Origin of the sequence: Kocuria rhizophila DC2201, from assembly GCF_000010285.1 — a bacterium.
Lineage (GTDB): Bacteria > Actinomycetota > Actinomycetes > Actinomycetales > Micrococcaceae > Kocuria > Kocuria rhizophila_A.
Window position 1 is genome coordinate 1,265,425 of record NC_010617.1, and the last position, 17,760, is coordinate 1,283,184.

14 protein-coding genes are annotated in these 17,760 nt (G+C 72.0%); 12 read left to right on the top strand and 2 right to left on the bottom strand.

The annotated features are described in order from the left end of the window. Nucleotides 1-32 precede the first annotated feature (32 nt). On the bottom strand, nucleotides 33-809 hold the full coding sequence (locus tag KRH_RS05590; RefSeq protein WP_012398215.1) for a 4'-phosphopantetheinyl transferase family protein: 777 nt from the start codon (nucleotides 807-809) through the stop codon (nucleotides 33-35). Next, complete coding sequence (locus KRH_RS05595; protein WP_012398216.1) at nucleotides 806-1,564, bottom strand: thioesterase II family protein; 759 nt, start codon at nucleotides 1,562-1,564, stop codon at nucleotides 806-808. Before KRH_RS05595 ends, KRH_RS05590 begins: the two co-directional genes overlap by 4 nt. A gap of 871 nt (nucleotides 1,565-2,435) precedes the next feature. Here KRH_RS05595 and ybaK point away from each other — a divergent pair. The 12 genes from ybaK to nrdE all read left to right on the top strand — a co-directional run bounded on the left by ybaK (nucleotide 2,436) and on the right by nrdE (nucleotide 17,746). Continuing rightward, entirely contained in the window at nucleotides 2,436-2,939 is a 504-nt protein-coding gene (gene ybaK / locus KRH_RS05600; protein WP_012398217.1) for a Cys-tRNA(Pro) deacylase, read from the top strand. Nucleotides 2,940-3,084: 145 nt separating this feature from the next. After that, the gene (gene efeU / locus KRH_RS05605; protein ID WP_012398218.1) at nucleotides 3,085-3,966 is read left to right on the top strand and encodes an iron uptake transporter permease EfeU; all 882 of its coding nucleotides are present in this window, start codon (nucleotides 3,085-3,087) and stop codon (nucleotides 3,964-3,966) included. Between the two features lie 188 nt (nucleotides 3,967-4,154). Then, complete coding sequence (gene efeO, locus KRH_RS05610) at nucleotides 4,155-5,321, top strand: iron uptake system protein EfeO (protein WP_041297349.1); 1,167 nt, start codon at nucleotides 4,155-4,157, stop codon at nucleotides 5,319-5,321. 3 nt (nucleotides 5,322-5,324) lie between these two features. Next, nucleotides 5,325-6,620 carry an iron uptake transporter deferrochelatase/peroxidase subunit gene (gene efeB, locus KRH_RS05615; RefSeq protein WP_012398220.1) on the top strand — a complete coding sequence of 432 codons (1,296 nt, stop codon included), beginning with the start codon at nucleotides 5,325-5,327 and terminating at the stop codon, nucleotides 6,618-6,620. Between the two features lie 235 nt (nucleotides 6,621-6,855). Beyond that, a complete protein-coding gene (locus KRH_RS12630) occupies nucleotides 6,856-7,632 on the top strand; it encodes an MFS transporter (RefSeq protein ID WP_012398221.1) in 777 nt (258 codons plus the stop codon). Between the two features lie 14 nt (nucleotides 7,633-7,646). Then, the gene (locus tag KRH_RS12635) at nucleotides 7,647-8,189 is read left to right on the top strand and encodes a hypothetical protein (RefSeq protein WP_012398222.1); all 543 of its coding nucleotides are present in this window, start codon (nucleotides 7,647-7,649) and stop codon (nucleotides 8,187-8,189) included. A 593-nt stretch (nucleotides 8,190-8,782) separates the two neighbouring features. Next, nucleotides 8,783-9,190, top strand: a complete 408-nt coding sequence (locus tag KRH_RS05625) for a DUF6504 family protein (RefSeq protein ID WP_050738042.1) — start codon at nucleotides 8,783-8,785, stop codon at nucleotides 9,188-9,190. Between the two features lie 85 nt (nucleotides 9,191-9,275). Next, entirely contained in the window at nucleotides 9,276-12,983 is a 3,708-nt protein-coding gene (locus tag KRH_RS05630) for a DNA polymerase III subunit alpha (protein ID WP_012398224.1), read from the top strand. A gap of 75 nt (nucleotides 12,984-13,058) precedes the next feature. Beyond that, entirely contained in the window at nucleotides 13,059-14,129 is a 1,071-nt protein-coding gene (locus KRH_RS05635; protein WP_012398225.1) for an App1 family protein, read from the top strand. A gap of 361 nt (nucleotides 14,130-14,490) precedes the next feature. Then, on the top strand, nucleotides 14,491-14,727 hold the full coding sequence (gene nrdH / locus KRH_RS05640; protein WP_012398226.1) for a glutaredoxin-like protein NrdH: 237 nt from the start codon (nucleotides 14,491-14,493) through the stop codon (nucleotides 14,725-14,727). Between the two features lie 368 nt (nucleotides 14,728-15,095). Continuing rightward, on the top strand, nucleotides 15,096-15,590 hold the full coding sequence (gene nrdI / locus KRH_RS05645) for a class Ib ribonucleoside-diphosphate reductase assembly flavoprotein NrdI (RefSeq protein WP_050738043.1): 495 nt from the start codon (nucleotides 15,096-15,098) through the stop codon (nucleotides 15,588-15,590). Next, nucleotides 15,587-17,746: a class 1b ribonucleoside-diphosphate reductase subunit alpha gene (gene nrdE, locus KRH_RS05650; protein ID WP_012398228.1), complete on the top strand. Its 2,160-nt coding sequence runs from the start codon at nucleotides 15,587-15,589 to the stop codon at nucleotides 17,744-17,746. The genes nrdI and nrdE overlap by 4 nt, the downstream gene beginning before the upstream one ends. The last annotated feature ends 14 nt before the right edge of the window (nucleotides 17,747-17,760 follow it).

Genomic DNA, 17,760 nt, shown 5'->3' on the forward strand with positions numbered 1-17,760 from the left:
CGGCCCGGCAGGGGTGCGCTATCCGGCGGGTCTCAGCGTGGAGAGTCGGAGTCCGCCTGCCACGCCACGGCCAGGCGGGTGTTCTCGCGCGCGGTGGTGCGGGCGTCCGTCACCACCCAGTCCCGCCCGTACTCGGCGCGGGTCCGGGGGCCCACGTGGATTCCCGAGGGGTCCCGGGCCAGCCCCGTCTCCCACGCCTTGACGAGCGCCTCGACGCGCACCCACGCCCGGGTCACGGCCACGGCACGACGCCGCCCGCGCAGCCGGGAGAGCCGCGTGCGGTCCTCTGGGTGCAGCACGTCCAGCAGCACGTCCGTCTCGACGTCGCTCTGGACGCGTTCCACGTCCACCCCCACGCGGCGCTGGGCGGTCGCCACGGCCACGAACCCCGCGGTGCGCGAGAGCGAGAAGCGCACCGGCTGCAGCGGGGCGGGGCCCGGGGGCGTGCCGGGTGCACCCTGCCGCGCGGCGTCGTCGACCGTGCCCGCGCGGCCGTGGACCGCGCGTGGTGCGCCCGTCACGGGATCGTGGTGCACGGGAACCTCGTGGGGGCGGCACCCCAGGCGGTGGGCGAGCACGTGGCGCAGCACCACGTGCGAGACGAGGAACAGCTCACGGGCCCGCTCGGCCTGCACGGTGTCGGCCCGGGCCGTCTCCTCCTCCCCGAGGCACCCGAGCGCGGTGAAGGCCCAGGGGGCGATCTCGGCGACGGGCAGCACGTGCAGGGTCAGGTCCGCGGGAGCGCCCGGGACCCGGCGCCGGTGCGTGGCCCACACGGGCTGCCGCAGCGCTGTGGTGCCCGCGCTCACCGGATGCCCCCGGGCAGTGCGTCCAGTGCGCGCCCCAGCAGCTCGGGGTGCTCCAGCAGGCCGTGGTGGCCTCCCGGGACCGTGAGCGTGTCCACCGTGGCGTCCGCCGCGCGCGCCCACCCTGCCACGGCAGCTGCCGATGCCGCGGGATCGCCCTCGGCGTGGACCAGCAGCAGCGGGGTGTGCAGCGGCGGCGGAGGGGCCGCGTGGGTCAGGGAGGCCCGCAGGTCCGCGCGCAGCGGCGCGAGCACCAGGGCCCGCAGCTCGGGGTCGTCCAGCAGCTCCGCCGGGGTCCCGCCGAGCCCGCCCACCCAGGCGGCCAGGGCGGCGTCGTCGTCCAGGATGCGTGCGAGCTCGGGATCCGGCGCGGGCGGAGCGGCCTTGGCCGAGAGCACGGTCCGCTGCAGCCGAGCGGGGCGCTCGCGCTCCACCGCGGCCGTGAACCAGGCGGCGGGCAGCGCGCCGAAGGAGTGGCCGAGCACCACGGTGGGGACGTCGTCCGCGTCCAGCACGGGCAGCAGCAGCGCGAGGGCCTCGGCCACCACCGAGTCCACGCTCACGGGGGTGGACTCGCCCGCCCGGGATTCGCGCCCGGGGCGGCGGTGGACGAGCACCTCGGTGCCCGGACGCTGCAGCACCCGCCCGGACAGGGCACCCGCACCGGCGTGGGGGAAGACGATCAGGCGACGGCGGGGGAGCGCACCGCCGGAGGACCAGCGCGCCAGGGCCGTGGTGGGGGGAAGGGTGGTGGCCAACGTCCCGGACCTCCTGGGTTGTCGAGGGGATGAGCACCGCAGCCGGACTCCGCACGGGGCCCCGGGCCCCGATGGACGGGAACCCCACGGACGGAGCCCTGACGGGCAGGTTCCCGACCGACAGGTCCCCGACGGGCGGGGCGGCGCCACCGGGTGCGGCGGTCCGTCCGTCGACCTCCGCCGGAGCACGGAGACCGCTGGTGCCTCCGCGCCAAGCCCGCCCAGAAGCACTCGGGCCCGGAGCCGCGCCCGCCCGAAGGTACTGCCTCCCGGTGCCGCGTGTCCCGGGTGCCGTGCCTCCCGGTGCCGTCCGGGCGGTCCGGCACTCGGGTGGCGCGATGGGGTCGTGCCTGGTCCGCTCGCCGAGGTTTTCCAGTTTGCGGCGTTCTTCCAGTTTGCGGAGTGCCTCCGGCCGGCGGAGTTCCTCCGGTCCGGGGGGTGTTCGATCTGCAGGAGTCCTCCAGTCGGCGGGGGCCGTCCGGAGGTTCCGGTGGGGGTGGTTGACGGGGTGTTGCGTGACGGGGGCCGCTGCGGTGGCCGCGGGGAGGTCGTAGGCTCGGGGACCGGGTTCACGTGCCTTCCCGCGGTGCGGTTCTGGCACCACAGTACCCGCCCGACCGGTCACGACGCCGGGAACCGGTGCCGTGACCGTTCCCTTGCGAGGGACTCTGCGGGGTCGTCGGCCGGGAACGCCGCGTGCCACCTGCGGAGCGGGGGGCACGGGGTGGGCCCGCCCACCGGAGCAACGCACCGGAGTCACATACCGGGGCCATCCACCGGAGACCACCACCTGACACACCGCGGGTGCCCGCAGCAGCCGGGACCCGCCGAGCCCGCCCCAGCACGGGGCGGAGGACGGAGAGCACAGCGCATGGCGGCGAAGAAGCACAGGTCCTCGGCCACACCGGCCGTCCACGCCCTGACCGAGGCGGGAGTCCCGTTCGAGGAGCTGCCCTATGAGCACGACCCCGCGGCGCGCTCCTACGGGGACGAGGCCGCCGAGGCCCTCGGGCTGGACCCGGCCAGCGTGTTCAAGACCCTCGTGGTGTCCCTGGACCACGGAGGCCACGGGGTCTGCGTGGTGCCCGTGGCCGCCCGGGCGGACCTCAAGGCCGCGGCGGCCGCGCTCGGCGCGAAGAAGGCGCAGCTCGCGGACCCGGCGGACGTGCACCGCCTCACGGGGTACGTGCTCGGCGGGGTCAGCCCCCTGGGCCAGCGCACCACGCTGCCCACGGTGGTGGATGAGAGCGCGAGTGGCCTGGAGCGGATGTACGTCTCGGGCGGTCGGCGCGGCTTCGACGTCGGGCTCGCCCCGCAGGACCTCGTGCGGGTCACGGGGGCGGTGCTCGCCCCGGTGGCACGGGCCGCGGGGTAGCCGGGCGGCCCAGCGGACGGAACGGCCCCGGCGCGTCACACGACCGCGCACTCGCGCCGGGGCCCGGGCGCCCCGGCCGCCGCGTGCTACCGTGTCACCATTGATGTTAGGCGTGCCTAACCTTAGGGGAATACGAGACGGGGCCATGTTCCAAACCTTCCTGATCGGCCTGCGCGAAGGGCTCGAAGCGGCCCTGATCGTGGCCATCCTCATCAGCTATCTCCACCGGGTGGGCCGCCCGGCCGCCCTGCGACCCCTGTGGCTCGGGGTCGCGGCCGCGGTCGCGGTGTCCCTCGCGTTCGGAGCGGTCCTCACCTTCGGCCCCTCCACTCTCACGTTCGAGGCCCAGGAGCTGATCGGGGGCTCCCTGTCCATCCTGGCGGTGGGCTTCGTGACCTGGATGATCTTCTGGATGGCGGCCGCCTCCCGGAACATGAAGCACGAGCTCGAGTCCCGCGCCGCCGTGGCGGTCGAGGGCTCCGCTGTGGGCATCGCGGTTCTGGGTGCGCTCGCGGTGGGCCGCGAGGGCCTGGAGACCGCACTGTTCCTGTGGGCTGCCACGCGCGCCACCGGCGGGGCGGGCGGGATGCTCGGACCCACCCTGGCCGCGGTGCTCGGCATCCTCGTGGCCGTGCTCATCGCGTGGGCCATCACCCGCGGGCTCCTCCGGCTCAACCTCTCCACCTTCTTCCGCTGGACGGGCGGGTTCCTGGTGGTCATCGCCGCCGGGGTGCTCGCCTACGGCTTCCACGACCTGCAGGAGGCCGGGGTGCTGCCCGGACTGCACTCCCTGGCCTTCGACGTCTCCGCGGCGATCCCTCCCACGAGCTGGTACGGGGTGCTGCTCAAGGGCGTCTTCAACTTCTCACCGGCCACCACGTGGCTCGAGTTCGGCGTGTGGTGGGCCTACGTGCTGGTGGTCATGCCGCTGTTCGTGGTGCGCTCGCGCGGTGGCCGCACCCGCCCCGCGACCAGGGTGGCCGTGGCCCGGGACACCACCGCCACGGCCACCGCACCCTCCGCCTGAGCCTCCGCCGGCCGGCCCCGCGCCGTCCGGCGGTGACCTGCGGGCGGCGACCGTGCGGCGTCGTCGTCCCCGCGGCCGCCACCCGAGCCGCAGAAGCACGGAACCACAGCAGCACGGAACCACCCACCGCAGCCCCATCCATCTCAGACCCACCCCGCCGTCGCCGACGGCCGAGACCGAGGACCACCATGCCCCGTACCGCCGTGACCCTTCCCGCCCTGGTGACCGCCACCGGGCTGCTCCTCAGCCTCTCCGCGTGCCAGCCCAACGACCCGTCGGGCGGCGCGGGCGACGGCGCGATCTCCGTGACGAGCACCGACGACGAGTGCAAGGTCTCCGCCACCGAGGCGCCCTCGGGCACCCTGCGCTTCGACGTCAAGAACGAGGGCAGCAAGGTCACCGAGTTCTACCTGCTGGGCAAGGACGGGCTGCGCATCGTGGGGGAGGTGGAGAACATCGCCCCCGGGCTGAACCGCACGCTCACCGTCTCCGCACCCCAGGGGACGTACTCCACCGCGTGCAAACCCGGGATGGTGGGGGACGGGATCCGCCACGAGTTCACCGTGACCGCCGGCGACGGCGCGTCCGCGGCGGACGCCGAGGACGGCCAGCTCAAGGAGCAGGCCACCACCCAGTACGCCTCCTACGTCAAGGACCAGAGCGAGCAGCTGCTCTCCGGCACCGAGGAGTTCGCGCGGGCCTACCGGGCCGGCGACGACGCCCGCGCCCGCGAGCTCTACGCGCCCGTGCGCATGCACTGGGAGCGCATCGAGCCCGTGGCCGAGTCCTTCGGGGACCTCGACCCCAAGCTCGACCTGCGCGAGGCGGACCTCGAGGACGGCCAGACGTGGACCGGGTGGCACCGCATCGAGAAGGACCTCTGGCCTCCCCGGACCGGCTACACCGCCCTGCCCCAGAAGGACCGGGACGCACTCGGCGAGCAGCTCGTGAGCGACACGAGGACCCTCCACGAACGCACCCGCGGCATCACCTTCACCGCGGACCAGCTCTCCAACGGCGCCAAGGAGCTGCTGGACGAGGTGGCCACCGGCAAGGTCACCGGCGAGGAGGAGGCGTGGTCCCACACGGACCTGTGGGACTTCCAGGGCAACGTGGACGGCGCACGCATCGCCTGGGAGGACCTCTCGCCGCTGCTCCAGAAGCGGGACCCCGAGCTGGACAGCACCCTGAAGACCCGCTTCGCCGAGCTGCAGAAGCTGCTCGACCAGCACAGGCGCGGGGACGGCTTCGTGACCTACGACCAGCTCACCAAGGCCCAGGTCAAGGAGCTCTCCGACGCCGTCAATGCCCTGTCCGAACCGCTGTCCACCGTGACCGACAAGGTGGTCGAGTAGACCGTGGCCACCCCGCACCAGGACGTCCCCGCGCGGCGGGCCGTGTCCCGCCGCGCCCTGTTCGGCACTGGAGCCGGTGCGCTCGCGGTGGGTGCCGGGCTGGGACTCGCCGGCCCACCGGCGGTCGCCGCCGTCGGGGACGCCCTCGGCACCCGGGCCCCCGACGACGTCGTGGCCTTCCACGGCGCGCACCAGGCCGGGATCGTGACCCCCGCCCAGGACCGGCTGTGCTTCGCCTCCCTGAACGTGCTCACGAAGGACCGCGCGGAGCTCGTGGCGCTGCTGCGCAAATGGACCGCGGCGTGCCGGAGGATCACCCAGGGCCTGGACGTCACCGAGAACGGCTTCGACGGCGGCTCCGACCACGCCCCGCCCCAGGACACGGGGGAGGCCCACGACCTCTCCGCGGCCCACCTCACCGTGACCGTGGGTTTCGGGCGCTCGCTGTTCCGGGACGGCTCCGGCAAGGACCGCTTCGGGCTGGCCGAGCACCTGCCGGAGGCCCTGATCGAGCTGCCCCACTTCCCGGGGGACCGCCTCGAGGAGCACCGCACGGGCGGGGACCTGTGCATCCAGGCGTGCGCGGACGACCCCCAGGTGGCCGTGCACGCGGTGCACAACCTGATCCGCATGGGCTTCGGGATCGTGTCCACCCGGTGGATGCAACTGGGCTTCGGGCGCACCTCCTCGACCTCCACGGAGCAGGCCACCCCGCGCAACCTCTTCGGGTTCAAGGACGGCACGGCCAACCTCAAGGCCGAGGACCCCGACCAGATCGACCAGCACGTGTGGGTGCGGGACGGCTCCTGGCTGGACGGCGGCACGTACCTGGTGGCCCGCCGCATCCGGATGATCCTGGAGACCTGGGACCGGGAGTCCCTCATGGGCCAGGAGAAGATCATCGGACGCACCAAGGGCACCGGTGCCCCGCTGTCCGGCGGGGAGGAGTTCACCCCCGTGGACCTCTCCATGGCGGGATCCGGCCACCAGCCCATCATCCCCGTGGACTCCCACGTGCGCCTCGCGCACCCGGACAGCAACGGCGGGGTGCAGATGCTGCGCCGCGGCTACAACTACGCCGACGGCACCGACTCGGTGGGCAACATGGACGTGGGGCTGTTCTTCATCGCCATGGTCAAGGACCCCGCCACGGGCTACGTGCCCATGCAGAACAGACTCGCGCGCCAGGACGCCCTGAGCGAGTACCTGCGCCACACCGGCTCCGGGCTCTTCGCCGTCCCGGCGGGGCTCTCGGAGGACCCGGAGGACCACTTCGGGCGTGCCATCTTCGAGGCGTAGCCGCCCGCAGGGCCGGGGACGCGCGGCCGCTCGGCACGGCAAAGGGCGTGGAGCCGCAGGGCGGTGGCGCAGCATGTGGTGCTGCAGCCGGGGCCCGTGGGAGCGTGCGGCTCGCCGGGAGCGGACGACCGGTGCGGTGGGCTCGTCAGGTCCGCGGGCGGCGTCGTCCCCCGGCACGACCCGCTGACGTGAGGCGCGACACATCCCAGTCCCGGCAGGGCCGAAGGGTGGGCCCGTGAACCAGGACACAGCACGGACATCGGCGTGCCCCGGCGCGGGCAGGGCACTCTTCGCGGCCATCGTGGGAACCGTGATCGAGTGGTACGACTACGCGCTCTACGGCACCGCCGCGGGGCTCGTGATCGGGCCGCTCTTCTTCGCGGGATCGTCCGCAGGCGCCTCCCTGGCCGCGTTCGCGACCTTCGCCGTGGGATTCGTGGCGCGTCCTCTCGGAGGCGTCCTGGTGGGGCACGTGGGGGACCGCCACGGGCGCCGCCCCGCGATGCTGCTCACGGTGGTCCTCATGGGCGTGGCCACCGTGGGCATCGGCCTGCTGCCCATCCACCTGGCCATCGGCGCGGCCGCCCCCGTGCTGCTCGTGCTGCTGCGGCTGCTGCAGGGCATGGGCGCGGGCGCCGAGCTCGCCGGGGCCATGACCCTCGTGGCCGAGTTCGCCCCGCCCCGGCGCCGCGGCCTCTACACCTCCCTGGTGCTCTCCGCACCGCCCGCCGGCATCGTGCTGGCGTCCGTCGCGTTCCTCTGGGCGGCGTCCCAGGGCGACGACGCCCTGCTCGCCTGGGCGTGGCGCGTCCCGTTCCTGGCCTCGGCCGTGCTCTTCGCGCTCGCGGTGTTCATCCGCGCCAAGCTCGAGGAGAGTCCCGAGTACGAGGCGGCCCTGGCCCGTGCGCGGCAGCAGGGGCAGGGGCGCAAGGTGCCGCTGCTGCAGCTGCTGCGCCACCACACCAGGGCCGTGCTCGCGGGGTTCTTCGCGCTGACCGGTCCAACGCCCTGAACTACATCCTGGCCGTGTTCTCGCTCTCCTTCATGACCTCCCCGGCCGTGGGCATGCCGCGCGGCTCGGCGCTGCTGGCGGTGAGCATCGGCTCCGTGTGCGGTGTGCTGACCACTCCCCTGGGGGGACTTGCCGCCGACCGGTTCGGGGCGCGACCCGTGCTGGCCGTGGGATCCCTGCTCGGCGCACTGGGAGCCTTCCCGCTGTTCCGCGCGCTGGCGTCCGGGGACACGGTGCTCGCGATCGTGGCCATCGGCGTGGGGCACGGACTCGCGATCGTGGCCATCGGCGTGGGGCACGGACTCGTGGTCGCGTGCACCTCCGGGGCGCAGGGCGCGTTCCTGGCCGGTCTGTTCCCCATGGCGGAGCGCTTCAGCGGCATCGCCCTGGCGCGCGAGACCAACGGGGCGGTCGTGGCTGGGCTCAGTCCACTCGTCGCTGCGGCCCTGATCACCGCGGCCGGCGGGGCCACGTGGGGCGCGGCCACCTTCCTCGCGGCGTGCTGCCTCAGCTCCGTGCTCGCCGTGGCCCTGATGCGCTCGGAGCACCACGCGTAGGACGTGACTGCCACATCCCCGACCGGATCCGGGCAGGGGTGGGCGCATGCCGCGGACGTCGCCGGATGCCGTGTGGTCCCCGCACATGCCGCTCTGCACGGTGGAACCCCTGAGCGTCGAGGGGCGGCCCGCCGGCTCCGGATCCCCCTCGAGCGGCACGAAGGACGCGTCCTCGACCTGACGACCCTCGACGCCCACGAGAACTGCCGCGGCTCGGCGCCCGCGGCCACGTCATCGACGCGCGCATCATCGGTGAGGCGGCTCGTAGCGGTCGGTACGAGCCGCCGCCCCTCACGCAGCTGTGGCACTTGGCCGCCCGGTGGGGTCGCCCCCGCTCCTGAGCACGTCCACGTCGGTCGCACCGAGGCGTGCCGGTGCTGGGGACGTGTCCGCCCCGTGGTGTCCGACCGCGCCCCGCTGAGGACCTGCCCTCCGTGTGACGTCCGACCGTGGCTCCGAGCGCGTGTCGACGATGGCACGGCCGGGGGAGTGGGGGGCATGCCCTGGGCGCGGTCGCTTATGCGTGTCGGACGGCCTTGGCACCGTCTCAGGAGTCGAATAAAGGTTCGAACACCTGGGGAGGACGGCGCATCATGACGGTGCTGGACATGCGGCAGATCGAGAGCTTCGAGGACCCGTGGGACACGGTTCCCGTGATCGGGGCCGCCCTCGACCCCGAGGCGGCCGGGGCCGCGGGGGAGTGGGGGGCAGAACCTGCCCCGGAGGATGTGTCGGTGCGCTGCGACGCCGTGGGGAACCCGTGCGAACTGGTCTACCACGGCCGGGAGCAGCGCGTGCTGGAACCGGTGATCCACTGGTTCGAACGCCGGAAATGGTGGGATGTGGAGGCCCGCGTGCCCCGCGAGAGCCGCACCAGCGCGGTGGACCGGGAGCGCTGGCGGGTCCAGGCCGTCCAGGCGGGCGCGGCGGTGGCCCGCACCTTCGAGCTCACACGCAACCAGGCCACCGAGCAGTGGCAGCTGCTGCGTGTCAGTGTGTGATCCCGTGGCCGTGGAGCCCACCGGGGCGCCGTTGGAGGTGCCCACCTCGGTTGACAGATGTTCGAACACAGTTTCGAATAGGGGCATGTGGTTCCCTCATCTTCACGTGGCGTCCGCGTTCAGTGCGCACTACGGCGTGGCACGCCCGGAGGAGCTCGCGCGGGCGGCCGCCGGGCAGGGCGCGGAGATCCTGGCGTGCACGGACCGGGACGGTCTCTACGGTGCGGTCAAGCACGTGCTGGCGTGTCAGGAGCACGGGATCGCCCCCGTGCTGGGGGTGGACCTCGCCCTGCTGCGGGAACCCGTGCAGCACGCGGGTGCACCGGGCGGGGCGCGCCCGCGTGCAGGGAGCACACCGCAGCGCGGCGGCGCCGTGCGGCCGGGCGGGAACCCCGTTCCGGCACGCGGGAACGGGAGCGGCCCCGGCTCAGGGAGTGCGGGCCCGGTCCGCCCGGGGTCTGCCGCGGCCCGTGGGGGCCGGCGCACGGCGGCGCCGCGGGTGGTCGGCCGGGTGGTGGTGCTGGCCACCGGGCACGACGGCGGGTCCGGGTACGCGGCGCTGTGCCGGCTGGTCTCGGCCGCCCACCGCTCCCACGACCGCGCCGCGGCCAGCCCCATCGGCCTCACCGCCGCGCAGCTCGCGCGCCACGTGCACCGCGCCGCCCGCAGTGGGGAGCCCGGACTCGTGGTGCTGGTGGGGCCGGACTCGGACGCCGGCAGGCTGCTGGCCCGGCGGCACTACCGGGGCGCGCGGGAGGCCCTGAACCGCTGGCGTGCCCGGCTGCCACCCGGTGCCCTCGTGGTGGAGACCACCACCCACCTGGCGCCGCAGGGCGAGGCGCTGAGCACGGGGCACGCGGTGCGCCTCTACGAGCTCGGGCGCGCCGCGGACGTGCCCGTGGTGCTCAGCAACGCCGTGCGCTACGCCCACCCGGGGCAGGCCGTCACCGCGGACGTCCTCGACGCCGCCCGCACCCTCATGTCCCTCGACGAGCTCGCCGGGGCGGACCGTGGGGTGCTGCAGCCCAACGGCCAGGGCTGGCTCAAGGACGGCCCGCGCATGGAACGGCTCGCCCACGAGATCGTCACCGCTGCCCGCGTGGACCGGGACACCCCCGCCCGGCTGCTCGTGGACACCCACCACCTCGCCGAACGCTGCCGCCTGGACCCGCAGGGGGACCTCGGCATCGGGACCCCCGTGATCCCGGAGGCCTCCGTCCTCGGCCTCAGCGGGGACCCGGACCGCGAGCTCGCCCGGCGCTGCTACGCCGGTCTCGCCCGGCTGCACGCCGGGGAGGACTGGGACCGCACCGTCCCCGGGCTCAACAGGGAGTCCCTGCGCGAGAGGCTCGAGCGCGAACTGTCCGTGATCTCCCAGCTGGGGTTCGCCGGGTACTTCCTCACCGTGGGAGAGGTCTCGGACCTGATGAGCGCCATGGACGTGCGCCACGCCGCGCGCGGCTCCGGGGTCTCCTCCCTGGTGGTGCACCTGCTCGGGATCTCACCCGCGGACCCCCTCGAGTACGACCTCGTGTTCGAGCGCTTCCTCTCACCGCTGCGCCCCAACCTCCCGGACATCGACATCGACATGGAGAGCGCCCGCCGCCACGACGTCTACCGCCGGATCTTCGAACGCTTCGGTCCCCGCCGCGTGACCCTCATGAGCATGCAGAACGCCTACCGCTCCCGCGGTGCCGTCCGGGACGCCGGACTCGCCCTCGGCCTCGGCCCGCAGGACGTCGACCACGTGGCGGGTCAGCTGTGGCGGGTTCCGGGGGGCACGCTGCGCGAGGAGATCTCCCGCCGCCCCGAGCTGGCTCCCCTCGCGCAGCGCCTCAGGGACAACCGGCAGATGGACCTGCTGGTGGACCTCACCGAGCGCCTCGACCGGCTGCCCCGCCACATCTCCATGCACCCGTGCGGGGTGATCCTCTCCGACACCACCCTGCTGGACCGCACCCCCGTGCAGGCCAGCGGAATCGGGCTGCCCATGTCCCAGTACGACAAGCACGACATGGACCCCATGGGGCTGATCAAGCTCGACATCCTGGGCGTGCGCATGCAGTCCACCCTCGCCCACGCCGTCGCGGAGGTCGCACGGCTGCACCCCCACGAGGCGCTCCCGGACCTGGACACCATGCCCCGCGACGACCCCGACACCTTCCGCCTCATCAGCTCCACCCACACCCTGGGCTGCTTCCAGATCGAGTCCCCCGGGCAGCGCGAGCTCATCGGCACGATGGGCCCCGAGGAGTTCAACGACCTCGTCGTGGACATCTCCCTCTTCCGCCCCGGGCCCATGCAGGCCAACATGGTCCGCCCCTACCTGGACGCCCGCCACGGCTGGTCCACCCCCGTGTACCCCCACCCGGACCTCGAGGAGATCCTCGCCGAGACCCGCGGCGTGGCTGTCTACCACGAGCAGATCATGCGGATCATGGACCGGATGACCGGGTGCGGCCTGGGCCGCGCCGACGTCTGGCGCCGCCTGCTGGGCTCCCCCGGCGAGGAGCCGGTGGAGACCGCCTTCCGGGAGGGCGCACGTGCCCGGGGCTACACGCGGGCCGTCATCGACACCGTGTGGGAGATCCTCCACGCGTTCGGCAGCTTCGGCTTCTGCAAGGCCCACGGGGTGGCCTTCGCAGTGCCCACCTACCAGTCCGCGTGGTTGAAGACGCACCACCCGGAGGCCTTCATGGCGGGGGTGTGGGAGCACGACCCTGGGATGTACCCGGCGCGGCTGCTCGTGGGGGAGGCCCGCCGCATGGGTATCCCCGTGCTGGGACCGGACGTCAACCGCAGCGGGGAGCACCACCGCGTGGAAGCGGTGACGCCCCGGCCCGGCACCGTGGTCTCCGGGGACCTGGACGCGGGGATCCCCCACACGCAGGACGGTGCCTGGGGGATCCGGATGTCCCTGAGTGCCATCACCGGGATCAGCTCCGCCGAGATCGAGCGGCTCCTCGCGGGGCAGCCCTACGAGAACCTCGCCGCGGTCCGCGCCCGTGCCCGGCCCTCCCGGCGGAGCCTGCAGCGCCTCGCCACGGCCGGGGCCCTCGACGGCCTGCTGCACGGTTCCGGGACCCGTGCCTCCCGCGCGGACATGGTCCACTTCCTGACGGACCGGGCGCAGCTCCCTGCCCGGGGGTCCGCGGGACGCACCGGGCCGGGCCAGGGGCAGCTCGCACTGCCCCTGGGGGACGTGGACCTGACATCCCTGCCGGCCCGGCTGCCCGAGCTCACCCCGCAGGAGAGGGTGCGGGCGGAGATGGAGACCATGGACATCGAGGTCAGCGCCCACCTCATGGACTCCCACGCCGAGCTCGTGCGCGCCTACCGTGCCACACGGGCGCAGGACCTGCTGGGGCTGCGCAGCGGCAGCGAGGTGGTCGTGGCCGGTGTGCGGGTCTCCACCATGACCCCTCCCATGCGCAGCGGCAGACGCGTGGTCTTCATCTCCCTGGACGACGGTTCGGGGGCGGTGGACTGCACGTTCTTCGACGAGGCGCAGGCTGCCTCCGGGGAGGTGCTCTTCGCTCCCACGCTGCTGCTGGTCCACGGCCACACACGACGCACGGGCCCCCGCGGGATCGGGATCCAGGCGGTCCGGGCCTGGGACCTCTCCCGCCCGGAGACCCTCCCCGACCCCCGCACGCTGCTGGGATCGTGCCCCACCCCCTCGCGGCCGCCGCGGCGCGACGGGCCGGCACGGGCGCGGCAGCCCCGGGGGCAAGGCAGCGGGCCGCGGGCCACCACTCAGCAGGCGTTCGGGCACGGGGCAGGTGTGCGATGACACCGCCCATGACACACCGCGGACGCGCAACGGCACGGTGCGGCACACCGCGGGCGCTGTGGAACACTGAGAGCCATGGCGAAGAACACCGGTGCAGGGGAGCTGCTGCCGTCCGTGGACCAGGTCACGGAGCAGGCCATCAACCTCGGCTACCGCTTCGACCAGAAGCTGCAGCGGTGGCGGCAGGGGCGTGCGGTGCAGCGGGGGGACATCCCCACCATGCTCGCGTTCGACGGCTACGGCAGTCCCCGCGACGTCCGCGCCCTGGGGCGCGTGCTGCTCAAGACCCGCTCGCTGGTGGACGAGACCGGCGCCGCCGCCGAGTCCATCCGCGGGTGGCGCTCCTTCTCCTCCGTCCCCTACGCTTTCGCGCACGTGAACGTGTGGCTGGGGGACCACGAGTTCCACTTCGTGGCGGACAAGGGGGGCGTGATCGACGTGGACCTCAACGTCTCCATGGCCCCGGGGGTGCACACCATCTACATGCAGGCGGAGGGCTCGGACGTCACCGAGGCCACCATCACCGTGGTCTCGGACCAGCAGCACCTGGGTGTCGTGTGCGACGTCGACGACACCGTGATGGTCACGGCGCTGCCCAGGCCCCTGCTCGCGGCGTGGAACTCCTTCGTGGCCAACGAGCACGCCCGCACCCCCACCCCGGGGATGTCCACCATGATGGACCGGCTGCGGCGGAGCCACCCGCACGCCCCGTTCCTCTACCTCTCCACGGGGGCGTGGAACGTGGCCCCCACGCTGCGCCGCTTCCTCACCCGCAACGCCTACCCGGCGGGTGCGCTGCTGCTCACGGACTGGGGGCCCACCACGGAGCGGTGGTTCCGTTCGGGCGCCCAGCACAAGGTGCAGAACCTGCAGCGTCTGGCCACCAACTTCCCGCACGTGAAGTGGATCCTCATCGGGGACGACGGTCAGCACGACCCGCAGATCTACTCGGGCTTCGCCCAGCGCCACCCGGAGTCCGTGGCGGCCATCGTGATCCGCAACCTCTCACCCACCGAGGCCGTGCTCGCCGCGGGCGCCCGCGTCTCGGACCGGCACCAGGTCACGGTGCCCGAGGGCGTGCTGTGGCTCGAGGCCAACGACGGCGCCTCCATCTCGGACCAGCTGCGGGACGCCGGGCTGCTCTGAGCCCGCACCGGCAGGTGCGCCCTGCCCGTCCGGAGGGCCGCTGCGCCCACCCGGCCGTGCGCCCGCAGCGGCGGCCGAAAACTTTTTCGGTGAGTTCCGGAACAGCTCTTATCCACACCGACCGCGGCGCGGACCGCGGGATCACGCGGTCCGCGCCGTCCCGTCCTGTGGACAACACGGGGGAAAACACGCGACCCCCTGTGGAACACGTGACCACATCATGTTGGGTGTCCTGTCCATGTGCGCCACTAGATGTAGTATTGACGCAGATGTTCAATCGTCTGGCGCACCACCCGGTTCACGAGCCCCACGGCCCCGGGAACGCCGGAGCAACAGGTACTTCCCGCAAGGAGAATGGGCTATGTCAGTCACCGTGTATTCCAAGCCGTCGTGCGTCCAGTGCAACGCCACCTACCGTGCCCTCACCAAGAAGGGCATCGACTACACGGTGGTGGATGTCACCGAGGACACCGCCGCGTACGAGCACGTGGTGGGTCTGGGCTACCAGCAGGTCCCCGTGGTGGAGACCGGTTCCGAGCACTGGTCCGGGTTCCGCCCGGACAAGATCAACTCCCTGGCCCTGCTGCTCTCCGCCTGAGCCGAGCACCGGGCCGGACGCCACCGCCCGGCCCTCGGGCGGCACCACTGACCGGCTGCCCGCCCACCGGCCCCGCGCTCGTTCACCGGCGGGGCTCGCTCACCGGCAGGACTCGCACCAGCCGCCACCCGCGCAGCCGGTCGTGGCGCATCCAGCTCCCTCGCCCGCTCGTGGACCGGTCGCCGGGAACCGGCCGCGCACCGACCGGCGGCTCACCGGTCACCGTCCGACCGTTGCCCGGTCGGACACCGGAGACCGGCCGGCCCCGGGAGGCGGTCCCGGCAGACGGTTCCAGGACCCTGCCGGGAACCGCTCTCCGCACGCACGATCCCCGGACACGATCCCCCCAGAATCGAAGTGATCCGCCCATGAGTGCTCTTGCCTCGGTTCTCGCCCGGGCGAAGGAGCGGGAACACGATCGGAATCCCGCGCCGGCGGGGGAGGACGCACCCCTGGTGGTGTACTTCTCCTCCGTCACCCGCAACACGGACCGTTTCATCGCCAAGCTGCCGGTGCGCTCCATCCGGCTGCCCCTCAGGACGTCCGAACCCCCTCCCCGGATCGAGGAGCCGTTCGTGCTGGCTGTGCCCAGCTACGGTCGCCCCGGGGGAGCGGGATCGGTCCCCCCGCAAGTCGTCAAGTTCCTCAACGACGCCCCCTCTCGGGCCCACCTCAAGGGTGTGATCGGAGCGGGCAACACCAACTTCGGGCCGCTGTTCTGCGTGGCCGCGGAGAAGGTGGCTGCCAAGTGCCAGGTCCCCCTGCTGTACAAGTTCGAGCTCATGGGCACGGACGAGGACGTCGAAAAAGTCACCCAAGGATTGGAAGAGTTTTGGCCAGCATTCACGAAACCCCGGGAGTGAGCGTCGAGCCCGGTCACGAGGATCCCACGTGCCCCGAGCAGTACCGGGGTCTGGGCTACCACGAGCTCAACGCCCTGCTGAACCTCTACGACGCCGAGGGCAACATCCAGTTCGAGGCGGACCGTCAGGCCGCGCGGCAGTACTTCCTGCAGCACGTCAACAAGAACACCGTGTTCTTCCACGACCTCGAGGAGAAGCTCAAGTACCTGGTGGACCACCAGTACTACGAGGCCGAGGTGCTCGAGAAGTACAGCGTGGAGTTCATCAAGGAGCTGTCCAAGCAGGCGTACGGCTACAAGTTCCGCTTCCAGACCTTCCTGGGCGCGTTCAAGTTCTACACGTCCTACACGCTGAAGACGTTCGACGGACAGCGCTACCTGGAGCGCTTCGAGGACCGCGTGGTCATGGTCTCCCTCTACCTCGCGGACGGGGACGAGACCCTGGCGAAGCGTCTGGTGGGCGAGATCATCTCCGGTCGCTTCCAGCCGGCCACTCCCACGTTCCTCAACGCGGGCAAGAAGCAGCGCGGCGAGCTGGTCTCGTGCTTCCTGGTGCGCTTCGAGGACAACATGGAGTCCATCGGGCGCAACATCAACTCGGCGCTGCAGCTGTCCAAGCGCGGCGGCGGTGTGGCGTTCGCGCTGACGAACCTGCGCGAGTCCGGTGCGCCGATCAAGATGATCGAGAACCAGTCCTCGGGCGTCATCCCGGTCATGAAGCTGCTGGAGGACTCGTTCTCCTACGCGAACCAGCTGGGGGCCCGTCAGGGCGCGGGTGCTGTGTACCTTCACGCCCACCACCCGGACATCCTCAATTTCCTGGACACCAAGCGCGAGAACGCGGACGAGAAGATCCGCATCAAGACCCTCTCGCTCGGCGTCGTCATCCCGGACATCACGTTCGAGCTGGCGAAGAAGAACCAGGACATGTACCTGTTCTCGCCGTACGACGTGGAGCGCATCTACGGAATGCCCTTCGCGGACGTGAACGTGAGCGAGAAGTACCACGAGATGGTGGACGACTCTCGGATCACGAAGACCAAGATCAACGCCCGCGAGTTCTTCCAGACCGTCGCGGAGGTGCAGTTCGAGTCCGGCTACCCGTACATCATGTTCGAGGACACGGTGAACCGCGCCAACCCGATCGACGGCAAGATCATCATGTCCAACCTGTGCTCCGAGATCCTGCAGGTCTCCGAGCCCTCGGTCTACAACGAGGACCTCACCTATGCGGAGGTGGGCAAGGACATCTCGTGCAACCTGGGGTCCATGAACATCGCCATGGCCATGGAGTCCCCGGACTTCGGGGCGAGCATCGAGACCGCGATCCGCGGCCTCACCGCAGTGTCGGACATGTCCAACATCGACTCCGTGCCCTCGATCCGCCGCGGCAACCAGATGTCCCACGCGGTGGGCCTGGGCCAGATGAACCTGCACGGGTACCTGGCCAAGGAGCACGTGTTCTACGGTTCCGAGGAGGGCGTGGACTTCACGAACATGTACTTCTACGCCGTGACGTACCACGCGATCCGGGCGTCGAACCTGATCGCCAAGGAGCGCGGGGAGTCCTTCGTGGGCTTCGAGAAGTCCGACTATGCGAACGGCACGTACTTTGACAAGTACATCGACGGCACGTGGGAGCCTGCGACCGCCCGCGTCCGCGAGCTTTTTGCGCGCGCCGGTGTGGCGCTGCCCACCGCGCAGGACTGGCGTGAGCTGCGCGAGAAGGTCATGGCGGACGGGATGTACAACCAGAACCTGCAGGCCGTGCCGCCCACGGGTTCCATCTCGTACATCAACAACTCCACCTCCTCGATCCACCCGATCGCCTCGCGCATCGAGATCCGCAAGGAGGGCAAGCTGGGGCGCGTGTACTACCCGGCGCCCTTCATGAATGACGAGAACCTGGAGTATTTCCAGGACGCGTACGAGATCGGCTTCGAGAAGATCATCGACACGTACGCCGCGGCCACGCAGCACGTGGACCAGGGCCTGTCCCTGACGCTGTTCTTCAAGGACACCGCCACCACGCGTGACATCAACCGGGCGCAGATCTACGCGTGGCGCAAGGGCATCAAGACCATGTACTACTCGCGGATCCGCCAGCTGGCGCTCGAGGGCACAGAGGTCGAGGGCTGCGTGTCCTGCATGCTGTGACGCGCCGTCGTCGT